Source organism: Cupriavidus cauae (assembly GCF_008632125.1).
In the GTDB taxonomy this organism is placed as follows: Bacteria; Pseudomonadota; Gammaproteobacteria; order Burkholderiales; family Burkholderiaceae; genus Cupriavidus; species Cupriavidus cauae.
The window spans coordinates 19,400-35,423 of record NZ_VWRN01000063.1; the positions used below are offsets into that span (position 1 = coordinate 19,400).

General features: G+C 66.2%; 20 protein-coding genes and 1 tRNA gene. 13 read left to right on the forward strand and 8 right to left on the reverse strand.

The features are described 5' to 3' along the window. The first annotated feature begins 125 nt into the window (after positions 1-125). The 5 genes from F1599_RS22500 to F1599_RS22525 all read left to right on the forward strand — a co-directional run bounded on the left by F1599_RS22500 (position 126) and on the right by F1599_RS22525 (position 3,672). The gene (locus F1599_RS22500; RefSeq protein WP_149319101.1) at positions 126-686 is read left to right on the forward strand and encodes an NADPH-dependent FMN reductase; all 561 of its coding nucleotides are present in this window, start codon (positions 126-128) and stop codon (positions 684-686) included. A gap of 83 nt (positions 687-769) precedes the next feature. Continuing rightward, complete coding sequence (locus tag F1599_RS22505; protein ID WP_149319100.1) at positions 770-1,099, forward strand: hypothetical protein; 330 nt, start codon at positions 770-772, stop codon at positions 1,097-1,099. Between the two features lie 271 nt (positions 1,100-1,370). Next, positions 1,371-2,426 carry a tRNA dihydrouridine(20/20a) synthase DusA gene (gene dusA / locus F1599_RS22515; RefSeq protein WP_150084641.1) on the forward strand — a complete coding sequence of 352 codons (1,056 nt, stop codon included), beginning with the start codon at positions 1,371-1,373 and terminating at the stop codon, positions 2,424-2,426. Positions 2,427-3,236: 810 nt separating this feature from the next. Continuing rightward, on the forward strand, positions 3,237-3,488 hold the full coding sequence (locus F1599_RS22520) for a hypothetical protein (protein WP_149319098.1): 252 nt from the start codon (positions 3,237-3,239) through the stop codon (positions 3,486-3,488). Positions 3,489-3,596: 108 nt separating this feature from the next. Further along, positions 3,597-3,672 (forward strand) — tRNA-His (locus F1599_RS22525). A gap of 87 nt (positions 3,673-3,759) precedes the next feature. Here the strand turns inward: F1599_RS22525 and F1599_RS26020 are convergent. The 3 genes from F1599_RS26020 to lexA form a co-directional block, all read right to left on the reverse strand. Continuing rightward, complete coding sequence (locus F1599_RS26020; protein ID WP_190286435.1) at positions 3,760-3,909, reverse strand: hypothetical protein; 150 nt, start codon at positions 3,907-3,909, stop codon at positions 3,760-3,762. Between the two features lie 255 nt (positions 3,910-4,164). Beyond that, positions 4,165-4,338 (reverse strand): hypothetical protein, encoded by a 174-nt coding sequence (locus tag F1599_RS26025; RefSeq protein WP_023265037.1) that lies wholly within the window; start codon positions 4,336-4,338, stop codon positions 4,165-4,167. Positions 4,339-4,458: 120 nt separating this feature from the next. Further along, on the reverse strand, positions 4,459-5,115 hold the full coding sequence (gene lexA / locus F1599_RS22530; RefSeq protein WP_149319097.1) for a transcriptional repressor LexA: 657 nt from the start codon (positions 5,113-5,115) through the stop codon (positions 4,459-4,461). A 268-nt stretch (positions 5,116-5,383) separates the two neighbouring features. Between lexA and F1599_RS22535 the strand changes: the two genes are divergently transcribed. The 8 genes from F1599_RS22535 (at position 5,384) to F1599_RS22570 (ending at position 11,484) form a co-directional block, all read left to right on the forward strand. Beyond that, positions 5,384-6,379, forward strand: coding sequence for an asparaginase (locus tag F1599_RS22535; RefSeq protein WP_150084642.1), 996 nt, complete (start codon positions 5,384-5,386; stop codon positions 6,377-6,379). 148 nt (positions 6,380-6,527) lie between these two features. Next, positions 6,528-6,902 carry a 30S ribosomal protein S6 gene (gene rpsF / locus F1599_RS22540; protein ID WP_149319095.1) on the forward strand — a complete coding sequence of 125 codons (375 nt, stop codon included), beginning with the start codon at positions 6,528-6,530 and terminating at the stop codon, positions 6,900-6,902. A 65-nt stretch (positions 6,903-6,967) separates the two neighbouring features. Further along, a complete protein-coding gene (gene priB / locus F1599_RS22545) occupies positions 6,968-7,267 on the forward strand; it encodes a primosomal replication protein N (protein ID WP_149319094.1) in 300 nt (99 codons plus the stop codon). Positions 7,268-7,270: 3 nt separating this feature from the next. Next, entirely contained in the window at positions 7,271-7,549 is a 279-nt protein-coding gene (gene rpsR / locus F1599_RS22550; RefSeq protein WP_006575387.1) for a 30S ribosomal protein S18, read from the forward strand. 27 nt (positions 7,550-7,576) lie between these two features. Then, entirely contained in the window at positions 7,577-8,029 is a 453-nt protein-coding gene (rplI, locus tag F1599_RS22555) for a 50S ribosomal protein L9 (protein WP_149319093.1), read from the forward strand. Between the two features lie 211 nt (positions 8,030-8,240). Continuing rightward, positions 8,241-9,632, forward strand: coding sequence for a replicative DNA helicase (locus F1599_RS22560; protein ID WP_149319092.1), 1,392 nt, complete (start codon positions 8,241-8,243; stop codon positions 9,630-9,632). Positions 9,633-9,825: 193 nt separating this feature from the next. Continuing rightward, a complete protein-coding gene (locus tag F1599_RS22565; RefSeq protein WP_006575384.1) occupies positions 9,826-10,452 on the forward strand; it encodes a DUF47 domain-containing protein in 627 nt (208 codons plus the stop codon). Positions 10,453-10,473: 21 nt separating this feature from the next. After that, positions 10,474-11,484: an inorganic phosphate transporter gene (locus F1599_RS22570; protein ID WP_149319091.1), complete on the forward strand. Its 1,011-nt coding sequence runs from the start codon at positions 10,474-10,476 to the stop codon at positions 11,482-11,484. Between the two features lie 128 nt (positions 11,485-11,612). Here the strand turns inward: F1599_RS22570 and F1599_RS22575 are convergent, their stop codons facing one another. The 5 genes from F1599_RS22575 to F1599_RS22595 all read right to left on the reverse strand — a co-directional run bounded on the left by F1599_RS22575 (position 11,613) and on the right by F1599_RS22595 (position 15,972). Continuing rightward, the gene (locus F1599_RS22575; protein ID WP_150084643.1) at positions 11,613-12,359 is read right to left on the reverse strand and encodes a C40 family peptidase; all 747 of its coding nucleotides are present in this window, start codon (positions 12,357-12,359) and stop codon (positions 11,613-11,615) included. Between the two features lie 62 nt (positions 12,360-12,421). Beyond that, complete coding sequence (locus F1599_RS26030) at positions 12,422-12,961, reverse strand: hypothetical protein (protein ID WP_190286436.1); 540 nt, start codon at positions 12,959-12,961, stop codon at positions 12,422-12,424. 17 nt (positions 12,962-12,978) lie between these two features. Further along, positions 12,979-14,682 carry a PhoH family protein gene (locus F1599_RS22585; protein WP_150084644.1) on the reverse strand — a complete coding sequence of 568 codons (1,704 nt, stop codon included), beginning with the start codon at positions 14,680-14,682 and terminating at the stop codon, positions 12,979-12,981. Positions 14,683-14,927: 245 nt separating this feature from the next. After that, positions 14,928-15,389 carry a peroxiredoxin gene (locus tag F1599_RS22590; protein ID WP_150084645.1) on the reverse strand — a complete coding sequence of 154 codons (462 nt, stop codon included), beginning with the start codon at positions 15,387-15,389 and terminating at the stop codon, positions 14,928-14,930. A gap of 193 nt (positions 15,390-15,582) precedes the next feature. Next, entirely contained in the window at positions 15,583-15,972 is a 390-nt protein-coding gene (locus tag F1599_RS22595; protein ID WP_149319087.1) for an Mth938-like domain-containing protein, read from the reverse strand. Positions 15,973-16,024 lie beyond the last annotated feature (52 nt).

Here is a 16,024-nt window from a genome sequence, read left to right on the forward strand (position 1 = left end):
CAGGCGCGCGCACGGCCGACGCCACATCGGGTTAGAGTGTGGTCTGGGCGCCGGCCGGAGATGGCCGGTCCCGCCGTTTTTCGGCAGTCTTTCCTTTCCCCGTCTCTCTCAGAAAAGGAAGCACGATGAGCACTCCACGCGACGTCGCGGTACTGGTGGGCAGTCTCCGCAAGGATTCCTTCAATCGCAAGCTGGCATTGGCGCTGGCGCAGCTGGCCCCGGCCGAGCTCAAGCTCGACATCGTCGAGATCGGTCAGCTGCCGCTCTACAACCAGGACGACGATGACAACCCGCCGGCGGCCTGGACCGCTTTCCGCGACCGGATCCGCCGCGCCGACGCGGTGCTGTTCGTGACCCCCGAGTACAACCGCTCGGTGCCCGCGCCGCTGAAGAATGCCATCGACGTGGGGTCGCGTCCCTATGGGCAGAGCGCCTGGGATCGCAAGCCCGGGGCGGTAATCAGCGCCTCGCCGGGCGCCATCGGCGGGTTTGGCGCCAACCACCATCTGCGCCAGTCGCTGGTGTTTCTCAATGTGCCGGTGCTCCAGATGCCGGAGGCCTATATCGGTGGTGTCGACAAGCTGTTCGATGCGCAGGGCAATATCGGCAACGAATCGACACGTGCCTTTCTGGGCAAATTCCTGACGACCTTTGCGGCCTGGGTGGAGCGCAACGCCGCAAGCTGACCGTGACGGCGCGGCCGCCGCCTCGGCCCCCTCTCTCGTAGGGGAGGTCTAAAGATGGCAAAAACCGCGCCGACAATGCTGATATGGATGCAAGCGACAATTCCTCCGACTTCCCGGAAGGTGCGGCCAACGCCGAACTGGTCGGGTGCTGGGCCACTGCCTCGCCGCAGTTGCTGGCCACCGTGCTGAACCACGCCATCGACGCCGAAGACCTGTCCGGCTTCGCGGCGCTGCTGTCCGACATCGCCCGCGACCGCGGGCTCAAGGGCAACCGCGGCGCGCACCAGTCGATCTACGACATGCCGTATTCGAGCCTGCTGCCACGCCAGCAGCACCTGCTGGCCGATGCCTTCGACCTGTTCGTCAAGCTGGGGCTGGAACTGCAGCCGCGGCAGCAGCGGCTGAACGACTGAGCGCGCTGAGCCGCTGAGCCGCTGAGCCGCTGAGCCGCTGAGGGGGCTGAGGGGGCTGAGGGGGCTGAGGGGGCTGAGGGGGCTGAGGGGCGGAGCAGCTTGTGTCACTGCGCCGACTTGCCTCCCGCCGGCGGCGCGGCGGCAGCGTCCCCGGGTGGCCGTCCGACGCCCATTGCCGCGTGAAGAAGGAGGGCGATGCGATGCGCCTCCGGGTGGTAAACTTCTGGGTTTTCCTCGTTCCCGTCGACGGACGGGATAGACGACCCAAGTCATGTCCGAATCGCTAGCCGCCAGCGCGGCGCCGGCATCGGCAGGTCCGCAGAAAGTCAATCCGCGGCGCATTTCGGTGGCGCCCATGATGGACTGGACTGACCGCCACTGCCGCACCTTCCATCGCCACCTGAGCCGCCACACCTGGTTGTACACCGAGATGGTGACGACCGGTGCGCTGCTGCATGGCGATGTCGCGCGCCATCTGGACTTCGATGCGGCCGAGCAGCCGGTCGCCCTGCAACTGGGCGGCAGCGAGCCGGCCGATCTGGCGGCCTCCGCCAGGCTGGGCGAGCGCTGGGGCTATGCCGAGATCAACCTGAATTGCGGTTGCCCGTCCGAGCGGGTCCAGCGCGGGGCGTTCGGCGCCTGCCTGATGGCCGAGCCGCAACTGGTGGCGGACTGTGTGCGCGCGATGCGCGACGCGGTGTCGGTGCCGGTCACCGTCAAGCACCGGATCGGCATCGACACGATCGAGCATTACGATTTTGTCCGCGATTTCGTCGGCACGATCGCGGAGGCGGGTTGCCAGACCTTTATCGTCCATGCGCGCAACGCGATCCTGAAAGGGCTGAGCCCGAAGGAGAACCGCGAGATTCCGCCGCTGCGCTATGAGGTGGCCTACCAGCTGAAGCGGGAATTCCCCCAGCTCGAAATCCTGATCAATGGCGGCATCACGCGCTACGACGAGATCGACGCTCACCTGCAGCATGTCGACGGCGTGATGGTCGGTCGGGAGGCCTATCACCAGCCGTTCCTGCTGGCGGAGGTGGATCGCCGCTACTACGGCGATACCGCGCCGTCGCCTTCACGTCTCGACGCCGAACTGGCGATGCAGCGTTATATCGGCGATCTGGTGGAGCGGAGCGGTTATATGGGCGCGGCGACTCGGCATATGCTCGGCCTGTATCGCGGCGTGCCCGGCGGGCGGGGCTGGCGGCGTGTGCTGTCCGACGCGCGCCGGATGAATGCAATCCGTACGCGGGACGGTGTCGATGCGCTGTTCGAGGAGGCGCGTAGCCATCTGCATGCGGAGCGGCCGCTGCAGGCGGCATGATTGGCGGCCGGGAGTCGGGAGTCGGGAGTCGGGAGTCGGGAGTCGGGAGTCGGGAGTCGGCAGTCGGTGAGGGGCCGTTGCTGGAGAGGCAGTCGCTGACAGGCAGTCGCTGACCGGTAGTCCGTGACAAGGAGCCGGTGACAAGGAGCCGGTGACCGGTACCGGTGACAGGTGATCGGCAGCCGAGCGGTCGGCGCTCGGCGGTCGAGCGGCGGTAGATGGCCGCCGCCGATTGGAGTGCAGACTCTAATTTCGAATCGGGCATGGTCCCGCACCCGCCGTGCCGCCGCGTTGCAGCCACTTTCCGCGCCAGTGCAGGCGATAGCAGGCACCAGGAAAGGGATTCCCCTAGATAGCCAAGCCGATTCCGATTTTCTTAAACTGTCTGTGCCCTCGAATACAGGGCTTTCTTCAACTGATTTTGGAGCCCGCCTAGTGCGGGCTTTTTTTGTCCTGGAGCCGGGCGTGTCCGGGGTCGGTCGCCGGTCCTTTCGTTTACCCGAATAGTGCTTGGCGGCGATGACAGTTACATTGCAATTGCCTTCAGGGCATTGAGATCGCAAGAGTTTAAGAGTCCGCCGTGTGCGGACTTTTTTTTGCACCGCATTTCCCCGCCGCTTCCGCCTTCTGCTTTCCCTTCCTCCGCCGTCCGCCCCGTTTCCCTCCCGCCTTGCCGCTGCCGGCGTGATGCCGTCGAGCAACGTCCCCGCGAATCATTCTCGTTTGCCTGCTGCAAAGAGGTGACCCCCCAACCGGGTGATGGCAAGATGTAGCCAAAAACGACAAGAAGGTCTGGCCTCGGAGGGTGGAATGGAAGAAGACGGCTTGTTTGGTGTCGCGTTCGAAGGCTTCCGCGTCGTCTGGGTGGTCGAGCGGTTGCAGAACGGTACCTGGACCGCCCGCTACTGCTGGCATCGCGGCACGGATGCGGCCGCGGCCGCGGCACTGCAGACCGATGTGCTGAACGGCAGGAGCCGAAGACTGCCTGGTACGTATCAGTCCGAGGAAGAAACGATCGAGGCGATCCGCGAGGCGATCCGCCTCGAAGCCCGCTGGTCCTGATGCGCCGTTCGACTACGCACGAAAATTTTTGTGCGTAGTACTAGCCATCGCCAAACGAAGTTTGTATAATCTTGGTTTCCGTCGAGCAGTACTGACGACGGCGCTACGGTGGCTGTAGCTCAGTTGGTAGAGTCCAGGATTGTGATTCCTGTCGTCGTGGGTTCGAGTCCCATCAGCCACCCCAAGATCCCATGCAAAACAGCCGCTCATTGAGCGGCTGTTTTGCTTTGTGGCGAGCATCATCGGGCGGGCCAGCGCCTCAAGTCGGTCCTCAAACCAGCCTTGCAGCGGCCTTGGTGATCGTCCACCCGACACCCATGCACAAGGCGATCCAACCCGCTGCGATCAGTGCCACGTCGTGCCAGTTCATGGTGCGGCGACCGGGGCGAAGCAGCTTGACGGTGTCGTCTGACGAAGGCATGGCCGTCTCCTTCGAAAAGCATGGGAACAGGCTAGGCCATGCGTTAACGAATTCACGGTCCGAGTTGTAAAGGTTTGTTGCGATGCGCGAGAGCCGTCGCTTTCGATCGGGCTGCCATATCCCGCGTCTCGCGCGGACGCGCGTGCAGGCGCTCAACGCAGTCGATCTTGTCGCTGCGATCGCACGAACGCGGCTTGCCTCGCACGTTCGAATTCACGCGCCAGACCTCCCGCGCTAGACCGCACGCGATCAACCTCACGCATTCAACTTCACCCCCGGCTGATCGAGTTCGAGCATCCGGCAGATCGCCGCCATGCTGCCGACCATGGTGCGGCGCTGCGCGCCCTGGTAGATGCGGACACCTTTGGACTGGCGGAACGGCGTGGGCTTGACGGGGTAGCGGGTCAGGGAGCGGTCGGCTTGCAGCATGGTGGTCCTCTTCGGTAAGGCGTCAGCGGAAGTCTTGCGGCAACACGGGGCCCTGCGGCTCGTGTGGCTGCATGACTGAGGTTGGCGCCAAGGCGGCGCCTGCCGGATTGCTTCGTTAGGCTAGAAGCCGGACTGGCGGATCAGTCCGACGGCGATGCCTTCAAGCGAGAATTCCTCGCGTCCGGGCCGCACGATGATGTTGGCGAAGTCCGGGTTCTCGGCGATCAGCTCGATCGCGTCGCCGCGATGCTTGAGCCGTTTCACGGTCACGTCCTCGCCGATGCGTGCCACCACGATCTTGCCGTTGGCGGCATCCTGCGCGCGTTTGACCGCGAGCAGGTCGCCATCGAAGATGCCGGCGTCGCGCATGCTCATGCCGCGTACGCGCAGCAGGTAGTCGGGGCGTTCGTCGAAGACCGAGGCGTCGACCTGGTATTGCCGGTCGATATGCTCGGCCGCCAGGATCGGGCTGCCGGCGGCGACACGGCCGACCAGTGGCAGCGTCAGCTGCATCACGCCGGCCATCGGCAGCGAGAACTGGTCCGGCATTTCGGAGTCGCTGCGATTGACCTTGAGCCGGATGCCGCGCGAGGCGCCGGGCGTCAGCTCGATCACGCCCTTGCGAGCCAGCGCGCGCAGATGTTCTTCGGCCGAGTTCGGCGACGAAAAGCCGAATTCCGCAGCGATCTCGGCGCGGGTCGGCGGAATGCCGGTCTGCCGGATGGTGTTGCGGATCAGGTCGAAGATCTGCTGCTGCCGGGGTGTCAGAGTCGCCATGGCTTGTCCGTGTTGTTGTATCCCGTGGCGGTCCGGCCGGTGGCGCGCGCTGCGAAGCGTGCAGGCCGTCGGTGGCCGCCATGTGCAACACTGTACGTTTGAACAGTGTGCTGTGATTTTATACAGTATCGATCGAAGTGCAAGAGGAATTTGCATCCTCGTCCACTTTCGGGGCCGGACGGTCGGGCCGCGGGGCAGGGCAAGACCGTAGGGGAGCGGGCCGTCGCGGCGGGTACAATCGCCGCCTGTTTACGGATATCTCGTGCCCATGACCTTGCCTCGCGTGATCGTTCTTGCCACTGGCGGCACCATCGCCGGTTCCTCGTCCAGCGCCGCCAGCAGCGCGCGTTATCAGGCGGCGACCGTGCCGGTGTCGGCGCTGCTCGAGGCTGTCCCGGCGCTGAAGGACGTCGCGCGGATCGAGGCGGAGCAGGTCGCGCAGATCGACAGCAAGGACATGTCGTTCGGCCTGTGGGCGCGGCTGGCGGCGCGGGTCCACCACTGGTCCACGCAGGACGACGTGGCCGGCATCGTGATCACGCACGGCACCGATTCGCTCGAAGAAACGGCGATGCTGCTGCATCTTGCCGGCGTGGCCAGCGTGCCGGTGGTGCTGACCGCGGCGATGCGGCCGGCGACCTCGCTGTCGGCCGATGGCCCCCTGAACCTGCTCGATGCCGTACGCGTCGCGGCGCATCCTGACGCGGCGGGCAAGGGCGTGCTGGTGGTCATCAATCAGGAGATTCATGCAGGACGCGACGCGGTCAAGGCGCACACCTCGGCCGTCGACGCGTTCGCCTCTCCGGGCACTGGGCCGATCGGGCTGGTGCAGGACGCGCTGGTGCGCTTCACGCGTGCGCCGCTGCGTCTGCCCCGGCAGGCCCTGCCGCTGCCGCAGAACTGGCCCGCGGTCGAGATCGTCGCCAGCTATGCGCAACCGGGCCGCGCGGTGGTCGATGCGCTGGTCGCCAGCGGAGTGCGGGGCCTGGTGGTCGCGGCGGCCGGCAATGGATCGATCCACGAGACGCTGGTGGCAGCGCTTGCCGACGCGGCGCGCGCCGGTGTCGCGGTGGTGCGCAGCACGCGCACCGGTGCCGGTAATGTGATCGCGCCGGCGCAACCCAATCCGTCGGCGGGCGCGTTCGTATCAGCCGGCGATCTGAATCCGTACAAGGCCCGGGTCGCGCTGCTGCTGGCGCTTGGCGCCGATCCCGCGCTGGCCGGCGATCCGGTGCGTTTGCAGCAGTTCTTCGCGCTGATCTGAGGCTGGCGGCGCAAGCCGGAGCGCCGCAGATCCAGCCGGGACCTCATGCGGCTTGCCGCCGTGGCCGTTCCGGGCTATACTCGCGGGCTATTTAACCCTTGCTGCACCGGACTTGGCGCCCGGGCGGCTTATCCCAAAAGGAGCGTCAATGCGTCATTACGAAATCGTATTCATCGTCCATCCGGACCAGAGCGAGCAAGTGCCGGCCATGATCGAGCGTTACAAGACGCTGGTCACGTCGCAGAACGGCCAGGTGCACCGCGTGGAAGACTGGGGCCGTCGTCAACTGGCCTACATGATCCAGAAGCTGGCCAAGGCTCACTACGTTTGCCTGAACATCGAGTGCGGCAAGGACACGCTGGCTGAGCTCGAGCATGCGTTCAAGTTCAACGACGCCGTGCTGCGCCACCTGATCGTCCAGACGAAGAAGGCCGAGACCGGCCCGTCGCCGATGATGAAGGAAGTCCAGCGCGAAGAAGCCCGCAAGGCTTCGCAGCAAACCAGCGAAGGCCAGGCCGCCTGAGTGCGGTCTGCTGTGTGCGGTTCGCTCCGGCATGACCGGGGCGGCATGCGAGAGGCGGTGGCGCGATGAACCAGCTGAGGCTGCACGCCACCCTCGTCGAGCGCGACGCGTTGCGCTACACGCCGGCCGGCATCCCCGTCGTCAATTGCCTTCTGCAATACGGCGGCGAGGTGGTCGAGGCGCAGACGCCGCGGCAGGTCGAGTTCGCGATCGCCGCGATGGGCGTCGGTCCGGTCGGCCAGCACTTGGAGCGCACGCCGCTCGGCACGGTGCTCGACTGCGAAGGCTTTCTCGCCCGCAGGCACCGCAACAGCAAGGCTCTCGTCTTTCACATCACTGGATGTAAAGCATTCGTAAAGGATTGAACCATGGCATTCGTCAAACGTGACAACAAGAACAAGAAGCGCTTCCAGCAGCAGAACCCGCTGTTCAAGCGCAAGCGCTTCTGCCGCTTCACCGTGGCCGGCGTCGAACAGATCGACTACAAGGATCTGGACACGCTGAAGGACTTCATCGGCGACAACGGCAAGATCACGCCGGCTCGTCTGACCGGCACCAAGGCGCACTATCAGCGTCAGCTCGACACGGCAATCAAGCGCGCCCGCTTCCTGGCGCTGCTGCCGTACACCGACCTGCACAAGAACTGATCGCCTGGTCGCTAAGGAGAAAACACGATGCAAGTCATTCTGCTGGAAAAAGTCGTCAACCTGGGCAACCTGGGTGACATCGTTCGCGTCAAGGATGGTTACGCCCGTAACTTCCTGATCCCGTCCAAGCGTGCCCGCCGCGCGACGCAGACCGCCATCGCCGAGTTCGAGGCCAAGCGCGCCGAGCTGGAAAAGGCCGCCGCCGAGAAGCTGGCCGCTGCGCAAGCCGAAGGCGAGAAGCTGAGCGGCCTGACCGTCCAGATCACGCAGAAGTCGGGCGTGGACGGCCGTCTGTTCGGCTCGGTGACCAACGCCGACATCGCCGAAGCGCTGGCTGGCCAGGGCTTCAAGGTCGAGAAGGCGCAGGTTCGTCTGCCGAACGGTCCGCTGAAGATGGTCGGCGACTATCCGATCAGCGTGTCGCTGCACACGGACGTCGCGGTCGACATCACCGTCTCGGTGCTGGGCGAGCACGTCTAAGCCTGCCGGCCGCGACCGGCGCGACATCCGTTCGCGCCGCCGCGGCCCGGCCAGGCCAGCAAAAGGCAGGAGCAGGCTGACAGCCGCTTCTGCCTTTTTTCTTTGTGGCGCCCGCACGCATGCGCGTTGTGCGCGGCGCCACCATCATCGGGTCCTCCGCCGGCCGAGATTCGCTCGGCCATGCGCGGGCGGGCCGCTATAATTGCCCCCCATGAACGCGCCCGTCGCCGATCCCCAACTCGACAATCTCAAAGTCCCGCCGCATTCCATCGAGGCCGAGCAATCGGTGCTGGGTGGCCTGCTGCTGGATAACGCGGCCTGGGACCGCATCGCCGATTTCCTGTCAGAGGCGGACTTCTATCGCTTCGACCACCGGATGATCTTCCAGAGCATCGCGCGGCTGATCTCGGACACCAAGCCGGCCGACGTGATCACGGTCTACGAGATGCTGCAGGTGGCCGGCAAGGCCGAGGAGGTCGGCGGTCTCGCCTATCTGAACTCGCTGGCGCAGAACACGCCGAGCGCGGCCAATATCCGCCGCTACGCCGAAATCGTGCGCGAGCGCTCGGTGCTGCGCAAGCTGGTCACGGTGGCCGACGACATCGCGACCTCGGCCTTTGCGCCGAAGGGCCGCGAGGTGCGCGAGCTGCTGGACGAGGCCGAATCCAAGGTCTTCGCGATCGCCGAGGAAGGCTCGCGCGGGCAGAAGGGCTTCCAGGAGATACAGCCGCTGCTGACGCAGGTGGTGGAACGGATCGACGAGCTCTATCACCGCGACACCAATACCGATGTCACCGGCGTGCCGACCGGCTTTCTCGACCTGGACCGGATGACCAGCGGCATGCAGCCGGGCGACCTGATCATCGTCGCCGGCCGTCCGTCGATGGGCAAGACCGCGTTCTCGCTGAATATCGGCGAGCACGTCGCGGTCGAGCAGGGCCTGCCGGTGGCGGTGTTCTCGATGGAAATGGCCGGCACGCAGCTGGCCATGCGTATGTTGGGCTCGGTCGGCCGCCTCGACCAGCATCGCCTGCGCACCGGCCGGCTGCTCGACGAGGACTGGCCGCGGCTGACGCATGCGATCCAGCGGATGAACGACGCGCAGCTGTTCATCGACGAGACGCCGGCGCTGAACCCGATGGAGCTGCGCGCGCGTTCGCGCCGGCTGGCGCGCCAATGCGGCCAGCTCGGCCTGATCATCATCGACTACCTGCAGCTGATGTCGGGCTCGGGCGGCGGCGAGAACCGCGCCACCGAGATCTCGGAAATCTCGCGTTCGCTCAAGGGCCTGGCCAAGGAGCTCAACTGCCCGGTGATCGCGCTGTCGCAGCTGAACCGCAGCCTGGAGCAGCGTCCCAACAAGCGTCCCGTGATGTCCGACCTGCGCGAATCGGGCGCCATCGAGCAGGACGCCGACGTGATCCTGTTCATCTATCGCGACGAGGTCTACAACCCGGACTCGCAGGACAAGGGCACCGCCGAAATCATCATCGGCAAGCAGCGTAACGGTCCGATCGGTACCGTGCGGCTGACCTTCCTGGGCCAGTTCACCAAGTTCGACAACTTCAGCGGCGGCCCCGCGTTCTTCGACAACGATACCTGACCGCGCGGGCGCGGCAGGCGGGTGGCGCGCTGTCGTGTTGCGCCACACAAAGCGTACGTCACGCGCCGACTACCCTGTAGAATATTGCTTTTCCGTGACAGCCGGCGGCAACGCCGGCTGTTGCGCAATCTCTCCCGCAATCCAGTCATTCCCAACGAGACGGCGCGCCAGCGCGCCGCGACAAGGAACAGCCATGTTCGGCCGATTCATGCCCACCGAGGGCAAGTTCTTCGAATACTTCAACCAGCACGCCGACTGCGCGGTCACCGCATCGCGCGAACTGGAAACGCTGATCAACGATCTCGGCAATGCCGAAGCCCACGCGCGGCGCGTGCAGGCCACCGAGAAGAAGGCGGACCGGATCACGCACGACACCATCGATCTGCTGCACAAGACCTTTATCACGCCGCTCGACCGGGACGAGATCCACAAGCTGATCACGACCATGGACGACATCCTCGACCTGATGGAGGACGTGGCCGAGACCATCACGCTGTACGACGTCACCAGCCTGACCGACGAGGCCCGCAAGCTCGCCTCGATCTGCGTGCAGTGCTGCGAACTGGTCAAGATCGCGGTCGGCCTGCTCGAGGACATGGGCAACGCCAGCACGATCCTGAAGACGGCCCAGCAGATCGATCAGCTCGAATCCGAGGCTGACCGGTTGATGCGCGGGGCGATTTCCAAGCTGTTCCGCGACGAGACCGACGTCAAGCGGCTGATCAAGATGAAGGCCATCTTCGAGCAGCTCGAGACGATCACGGACAAGTGCGAGGACGTGGCCAACATCATCGAAGGCATCGTGCTGGAAAACGCCTGAGCGCGCCCACCGGAACTCCGCATGCAGACTGTACAAATGAGCTTGTGGGTGATCGTCCTGCTGGTGACGCTCGCCCTGCTGTTCGATTTCATGAACGGCTTTCACGATGCCGCGAACTCGATCGCGACCGTGGTATCGACCGGCGTGCTCAAGCCCCATCACGCAGTGGCGCTGGCCGCCGTCTGCAACGTGATCGCGATCTTCGTCTTCCATCTGAAGGTGGCGGCCACGGTCGGCACGGGCACCATCGACGTCAATATCGTCGACCACTATGTGGTCTTCGGCGCCCTGGTCGGGGCGATCGCGTGGAACCTGATCACCTGGTACTACGGCATCCCGTCCTCGTCCTCGCACGCGCTGATCGGCGGCCTGGTGGGCGCGGCGGTCGCCAAGGCGGGCACCGGCGCACTGGTCGCCAGCGGCCTGCTGAAGACCGTGGCATTCATCCTGATCTCCCCGCTGGCGGGCATGCTGCTCGGCTCGCTGCTGATGCTGGTGGTCGGCTGGACCTTCTTCCGTACGCCGCCGTCGCGCGTGGACCGCTGGTTCCGCCGCCTGCAGCTGGTGTCGGCCTCGCTCTACAGCCTGGGCCACGGCGGCAATGACGCGCAGAAGACCATCGGCATCATCTGGATGCTGCTGATCGCCAGCGGCCACGTGATGCAGAGCGACAGCGCGCCGCCGACCTGGGTCATCGTCAGCTGCTACGTCGCGATCGGCATGGGCACGCTGTTCGGCGGCTGGCGCATCGTGCGGACCATGGGTCAGAAGATCACCAAGCTCAAGCCGGTGGGCGGCTTCTGCGCGGAGACGGGCGGCGCGATCTCGCTGTTCCTCGCGTCCACGCTGGGCGTGCCGGTCTCGACCACGCATACGATCACCGGCGCCATCGTCGGTGTCGGCTCGGTGCGCAAGACCTCGGCGGTGCGCTGGGGCGTGGCCGGCAACATCGTCTGGGCCTGGGTGCTGACCATTCCGGCGTCGGCCTTCATGGCGGCGATCGCCTGGTGGATCGGGCGGCATCTGCTGTGAGGCTTGCCCGCAAGGGCAGGCGATGAAAGACAAGGCCAGGCATTTGCCTGGCCTTTGTCATTGGGGCTCCGTTTTTCGGCTGGGCGCCGGTCCACCGGCTCAGTGTGCCGTGGGCCAGGCCAAGCGGCTCAGCGATTGGCGAAGGCGGCGATGGGATCGTCGTCTTCCGGGACCGGCGCCGGGGCGGGCGCCGGCGAAGGCGCTGCGGGCGGCGGCGGGGAGACGGGCACAGCCGGCACCGCCTGCGGAACCGGCGTGCTCGGCGCGACCGGTACCGCGGCGTTGGCGATGCGCCGCGCGCCGTTGTAACGCGACGCCCAATAGGACTTGGTCATGTCCTCCAGCCGCACGGTGCCGCCGCTCGACGGCGCGTGCACGAAGCGGTTCTGGCCGACGTAGATGCCGACATGCGAGTTCGCCCGCCCCGTGGTGTTGAAGAACACCAGATCGCCCGAGGCCACCTGATCGCGCGATAGCGGCGTGCCGCGCGTGCCCATCGCCTCGGTGGTGCGCGGCAGATTGACGTTGGCCGCGCGCGACACCACGTAGCGGACCAGGCCGCTGCAGTCGAAGCCGGAATCGGGCGTATTGCCGCCGTAGCGGTAGGGCGTGCCGACCAGCGACATCGCCTGGATCGAGATTTCTTCGAGGCCGGCGCTCGGCTCGACGATCGGTGCGCGCGGCGTGTTGCGGGCATGGCCGCCATAGCGCGAGGGCGGCGTGCTGGCGCAGGCCGCCAGCAGCAGGGCGAGGGCGCCCACCAGCAGCCGGCGCGTGTCAATCACGGCGGATCGAATCGACGACAGTGTCGAAGGCAGCGTCGAGGGAAGCGTCGAGGGAAGCGAAGAAGGAAGGCCGGTGCTGGTCGATCGCATGGACTGGTGGGCCAGCCGGTGCGGTCCTTCGACCGGGGCATCGCTGCGCGATGCCCGGATGGCTACCAGCGCAACTGCGCGTCGTAGGTGCCGGTGCCGACGGTCATGGACTTGGGCTGGCCGTTGTAAGTGGCGTGCACATTGTAGCGGCCCTCCGGCGCCTTGATCAGGCAGCGCGGCCCTTCGGTACGAAATCGCGCCACTTCGTGGCCTTCGCGCATCAGTCGGACCTCGACATCGGCCAGGTATTCACCGGTCGCGCCCTGCGTAAACAGCACGCCCATGTTGAACTGTTTCTGGCGTGCGGCCAGCCGCCGTTGCTCGTCCTCGCCGACGCCGCCGCAGACATAGCTGACCGCGCCGACGGTGCGGATCACCGGCTCGTTGACCGGTGGCGCGACCACTGGCGCAGGGGCTGGCGTGGGCGGCTGAACGGATGGCGGTACCGCGCCGGGCGCCGGCGCGGTCGCGCCCGGGGGCGGCGCCGCGGCCGGTTCGAAGATGGCCTGCGCACGCAGCAGCCCCGGCGCGGTGACCGCGCTGGCCGCCATCAGGCAGGGGATCAGCGCGCCGGAGGCGCGCTGCCAGCGATCGCTTCGCATCGCTTGCCTCCGTCCGCTCACAGCACGTCCGCCGCGTGGTCGGCCAGGCGCGAACGCTCGCCGCGCGCCAGCGTGATATGGCCGCTGTGGCTCCAGCCCTTGAAGCGGTCGACCACGAAGGTCAGGCCCGACGAGCCTTCGGTCAGGTACGGCGTGTCGATCTGCGCGATATTGCCGAGGCAGACGATCTTGGTGCCAGGGCCCGCGCGCGTGACCAGCGTCTTCATCTGCTTGGGCGTCAGGTTCTGCGCCTCGTCGATGATGACGAACTTGTTGACGAAGGTACGGCCGCGCATGAAGTTCATGCTCTTGACCTTGATGCGCGAGCGGATCAGTTCCTGCGTGGCGGCGCGCCCCCATTCGCCGGCGCTGTCGTCGCTCTTCTGCAGGACCTCGAGGTTGTCGTCGAACGCGCCCATCCACGGCTGCATCTTTTCTTCCTCGGTGCCCGGCAGGAAGCCGATGTCCTCGCCGACCGGCACGGTCGCCCGCGTGACGATGATCTCGTTGTACAGCTTCTGGTCCAGCACCTGCTCCAGCCCCGCGGCCAGCGCCAGCAGCGTCTTGCCGGTGCCGGCCTGGCCCAGCAGCGTGACGAAGTCGATGTCGGGGTTCATCAGCAGGTTCAGCGCGAAGTTCTGCTCGCGGTTGCGTGCGGTCACGCTCCAGACGTTGTTCTTGTGGTGCGTGTAGTCCTTCAGCGTCTGCAGCAGCGCAGTCTTGCCGTTGATCTCCTTGACCTGCGCGTACAGCGGCAGGCTGCCGTCCATCGGTTCCAGGTAGACGAACTGGTTGACGAGGAAGGAGGGCACCAGCGGGCCGGTCAGCCGGTAGAACATCGCGCCGGTCTTCGGGTCCTGCCAGCTCTCGACGCCCTTGCCGTGCCGGGTCCAGAAATCGTTGGGCAGCACCATCACGCCCGAGTACAGCAGGTCCTTGTCCTCGAGGACCTGGTCGTTGAAATAGTCCTCGGCCGGCAGGCCCAGCGCCCGGGCCTTGATCCGCATGTTGATGTCCTTGGACACCAGCACGACGTCGCGTTCCGGATGCTGCTGCCGCAGCGCGCTGACCACCGCCAGGATCTGATTGTCGGCCTTGCCCTCGGGCAGCCCTTCGGGCAGCTTGGTGTCGTTCAGCCGGGTCTGGAAGAACAGCGTCCCCTGCGCGTCGCGGTTGCCCAGCTTGGCCAGCGGCAGGCCTTCGTCGAGCACGCCGTCGGTGCCGGCCACCAGCGCATCGAGCGTGCGGCTGACCGCGCGCGCGTTGCGCGCGACTTCGCTCATGCCCTTCTTGTGGTTGTCCAGCTCCTCGAGCGTCATCATCGGCAGATAGATGTCGTGCTCCTCGAAGCGGAACAGCGAGCTGGGATCGTGCATCAGCACATTGGTGTCGAGCACGAACAGCTTGGCTGGGCCGGTGTCCTTGCGCTGCCGGCGGCTGGTGGTGCCGGTGCTGGTCTTGACCAGCGACACGGGCGAGGCCGGCGTCGTCGACACCGGGGCGGTCGGCACGTCTTTCGCGCGGGCGCGCGTGCCGGCGGCACGGGCCTCGACCGCGGGCGCGGCGGCTTCGCTGGGTCCGCTTTCAAGCAGGGCCACGCGTTCCAAGGCCGGAACGGGCTTTCTTGCCTGCGTCGCGGACTTCGGCAACCTTGCAACCGGAGCGAACTCGCTCGGGTCCAGCAGTTGTGCAGGCTTGGCGGGCATGGTCGGCAGCGGCATGCTGGGCGTTCCTTTCAGGGGGAGGGGAAAACGGGCGGGGCCGCGCACAGACGAAAAAGCCGCCGGGCCCGTTGAGCGGGCGAGGCGGCTTGTCTTGTGCGGGCGGACGGCACGGCAGTTCCGCTACCGGCCCTGGGCATCGTGCGCCTGGGCCGGAGGGGAGAAGCAGCGTGGCAACCAGAATCTGAACTCATTACGGGGCAATGTATCCGAACGATTTCCGTTTGGCAATTGCCCTGTGAAGGTCACATCGCGCGCACCAGTTCGAGCACTTCGTCGACGTGGCTGGGCACCTTGATGCCGCGCAGTTCATGGCGCAGCTTGCCCTTGCCGTCGATCACGAAGGTGCTGCGCTCGATGCCGCGCACTTCCTTGCCATAGAGTTTTTTCATCTTGATGACGTCGAACAATTGGCACAGCGCTTCGTCGGCATCGGAGATCAGTTCGAAGGGAAGCTCCAGCTTGGCCTTGAAGTTCTCGTGCGATTTCATGCTGTCGCGCGAGATGCCGAACACCACCGCGCCGGCGGCCTCGAAGGCCTCGTGCTGGTCGCGGAAGTCCATCGCCTCGTTGGTGCAGCCGGGGGTGTTGTCCTTCGGATAGAAGTACAGCACCACCGTCTTGCCGCGGTAGTCGGCGAGGCGGAAGGTGCCGCCGGTGGCCGGTGCGCTGAAATCGGGAACGGCCTGGTTGAGACTCACTGTCATTCTTATGGCTCCTGGAGGAAGCGGCGCTGGGGAAATCGGCTCGCCGGGGACCGGCCCCGCGCCGGCTCGGGCGGGGGCCGGTCGCGGCGGGCGGGGATCGCGGGCATGGCCGTGCTCACGGCAAATGAGGGCGCGTCGGCATAGTTCAAGCGTGGCGTCGGGCAGACATCGGCCGACCGCAGGGACGGCCGCTTCAGCCGCCCGCGGCCGCGTCTTCGAGCAGCAGCACCGCCGCCACCTTGCGGCCCTCGGCCATCAGGATGTTGTAGGTGCGGCAGGCCGCCGGCATGTCCATCGCATCGACGCCGATATGGCGGCGGGACAGGGCCGCGGTCAGGCGCGGATGCGGAAAGCGCAGGCGGTCGCCGGTGCCGAGCAGCACCACCTCGGGGGCATGGTCCAGCAGGCCCTCGAACTGGTCCGCGGCCAGGTCCTCGAAGCGCTGGACGGGCCAGGGCCGTACCTCGCCCTCGGGCATCACCAGCACCGACATGGTGTAGCGCACCTTGTTGATCTCGATATAGCCCGGGCCATACGCCGTGACGGTGTTCATGGCGTTGGGCTGGTCGGCATGGAGTTTCACGGGGGAACCTTGTGGGGAAACTGGTCGGGGAGTTGGGCGGAGAACTTGTCGG

Bases quoted from the DNA above. Each gene is read 5' to 3' on its own strand.
- F1599_RS22500 (WP_149319101.1), top strand. From the start codon at position 126: ATGAGCACTCCACGCGACGTCGCGGTACTGGTGGGCAGTCTCCGCAAG.
- F1599_RS22505 (WP_149319100.1), top strand. From the start codon at position 770: ATGGATGCAAGCGACAATTCCTCCGACTTCCCGGAAGGTGCGGCCAAC.
- dusA (WP_150084641.1), top strand. From the start codon at position 1,371: ATGTCCGAATCGCTAGCCGCCAGCGCGGCGCCGGCATCGGCAGGTCCG.
- F1599_RS22520 (WP_149319098.1), top strand. From the start codon at position 3,237: ATGGAAGAAGACGGCTTGTTTGGTGTCGCGTTCGAAGGCTTCCGCGTC.
- F1599_RS26020 (WP_190286435.1), bottom strand. From the start codon at position 3,909: ATGCCTTCGTCAGACGACACCGTCAAGCTGCTTCGCCCCGGTCGCCGC.
- F1599_RS26025 (WP_023265037.1), bottom strand. From the start codon at position 4,338: ATGCTGCAAGCCGACCGCTCCCTGACCCGCTACCCCGTCAAGCCCACG.
- lexA (WP_149319097.1), bottom strand. From the start codon at position 5,115: ATGGCGACTCTGACACCCCGGCAGCAGCAGATCTTCGACCTGATCCGC.
- F1599_RS22535 (WP_150084642.1), top strand. From the start codon at position 5,384: ATGACCTTGCCTCGCGTGATCGTTCTTGCCACTGGCGGCACCATCGCC.
- rpsF (WP_149319095.1), top strand. From the start codon at position 6,528: ATGCGTCATTACGAAATCGTATTCATCGTCCATCCGGACCAGAGCGAG.
- priB (WP_149319094.1), top strand. From the start codon at position 6,968: ATGAACCAGCTGAGGCTGCACGCCACCCTCGTCGAGCGCGACGCGTTG.
- rpsR (WP_006575387.1), top strand. From the start codon at position 7,271: ATGGCATTCGTCAAACGTGACAACAAGAACAAGAAGCGCTTCCAGCAG.
- rplI (WP_149319093.1), top strand. From the start codon at position 7,577: ATGCAAGTCATTCTGCTGGAAAAAGTCGTCAACCTGGGCAACCTGGGT.
- F1599_RS22560 (WP_149319092.1), top strand. From the start codon at position 8,241: ATGAACGCGCCCGTCGCCGATCCCCAACTCGACAATCTCAAAGTCCCG.
- F1599_RS22565 (WP_006575384.1), top strand. From the start codon at position 9,826: ATGTTCGGCCGATTCATGCCCACCGAGGGCAAGTTCTTCGAATACTTC.
- F1599_RS22570 (WP_149319091.1), top strand. From the start codon at position 10,474: ATGCAGACTGTACAAATGAGCTTGTGGGTGATCGTCCTGCTGGTGACG.
- F1599_RS22575 (WP_150084643.1), bottom strand. From the start codon at position 12,359: ATGCGATCGACCAGCACCGGCCTTCCTTCTTCGCTTCCCTCGACGCTT.
- F1599_RS26030 (WP_190286436.1), bottom strand. From the start codon at position 12,961: ATGCGAAGCGATCGCTGGCAGCGCGCCTCCGGCGCGCTGATCCCCTGC.
- F1599_RS22585 (WP_150084644.1), bottom strand. From the start codon at position 14,682: ATGCCGCTGCCGACCATGCCCGCCAAGCCTGCACAACTGCTGGACCCG.
- F1599_RS22590 (WP_150084645.1), bottom strand. From the start codon at position 15,389: ATGACAGTGAGTCTCAACCAGGCCGTTCCCGATTTCAGCGCACCGGCC.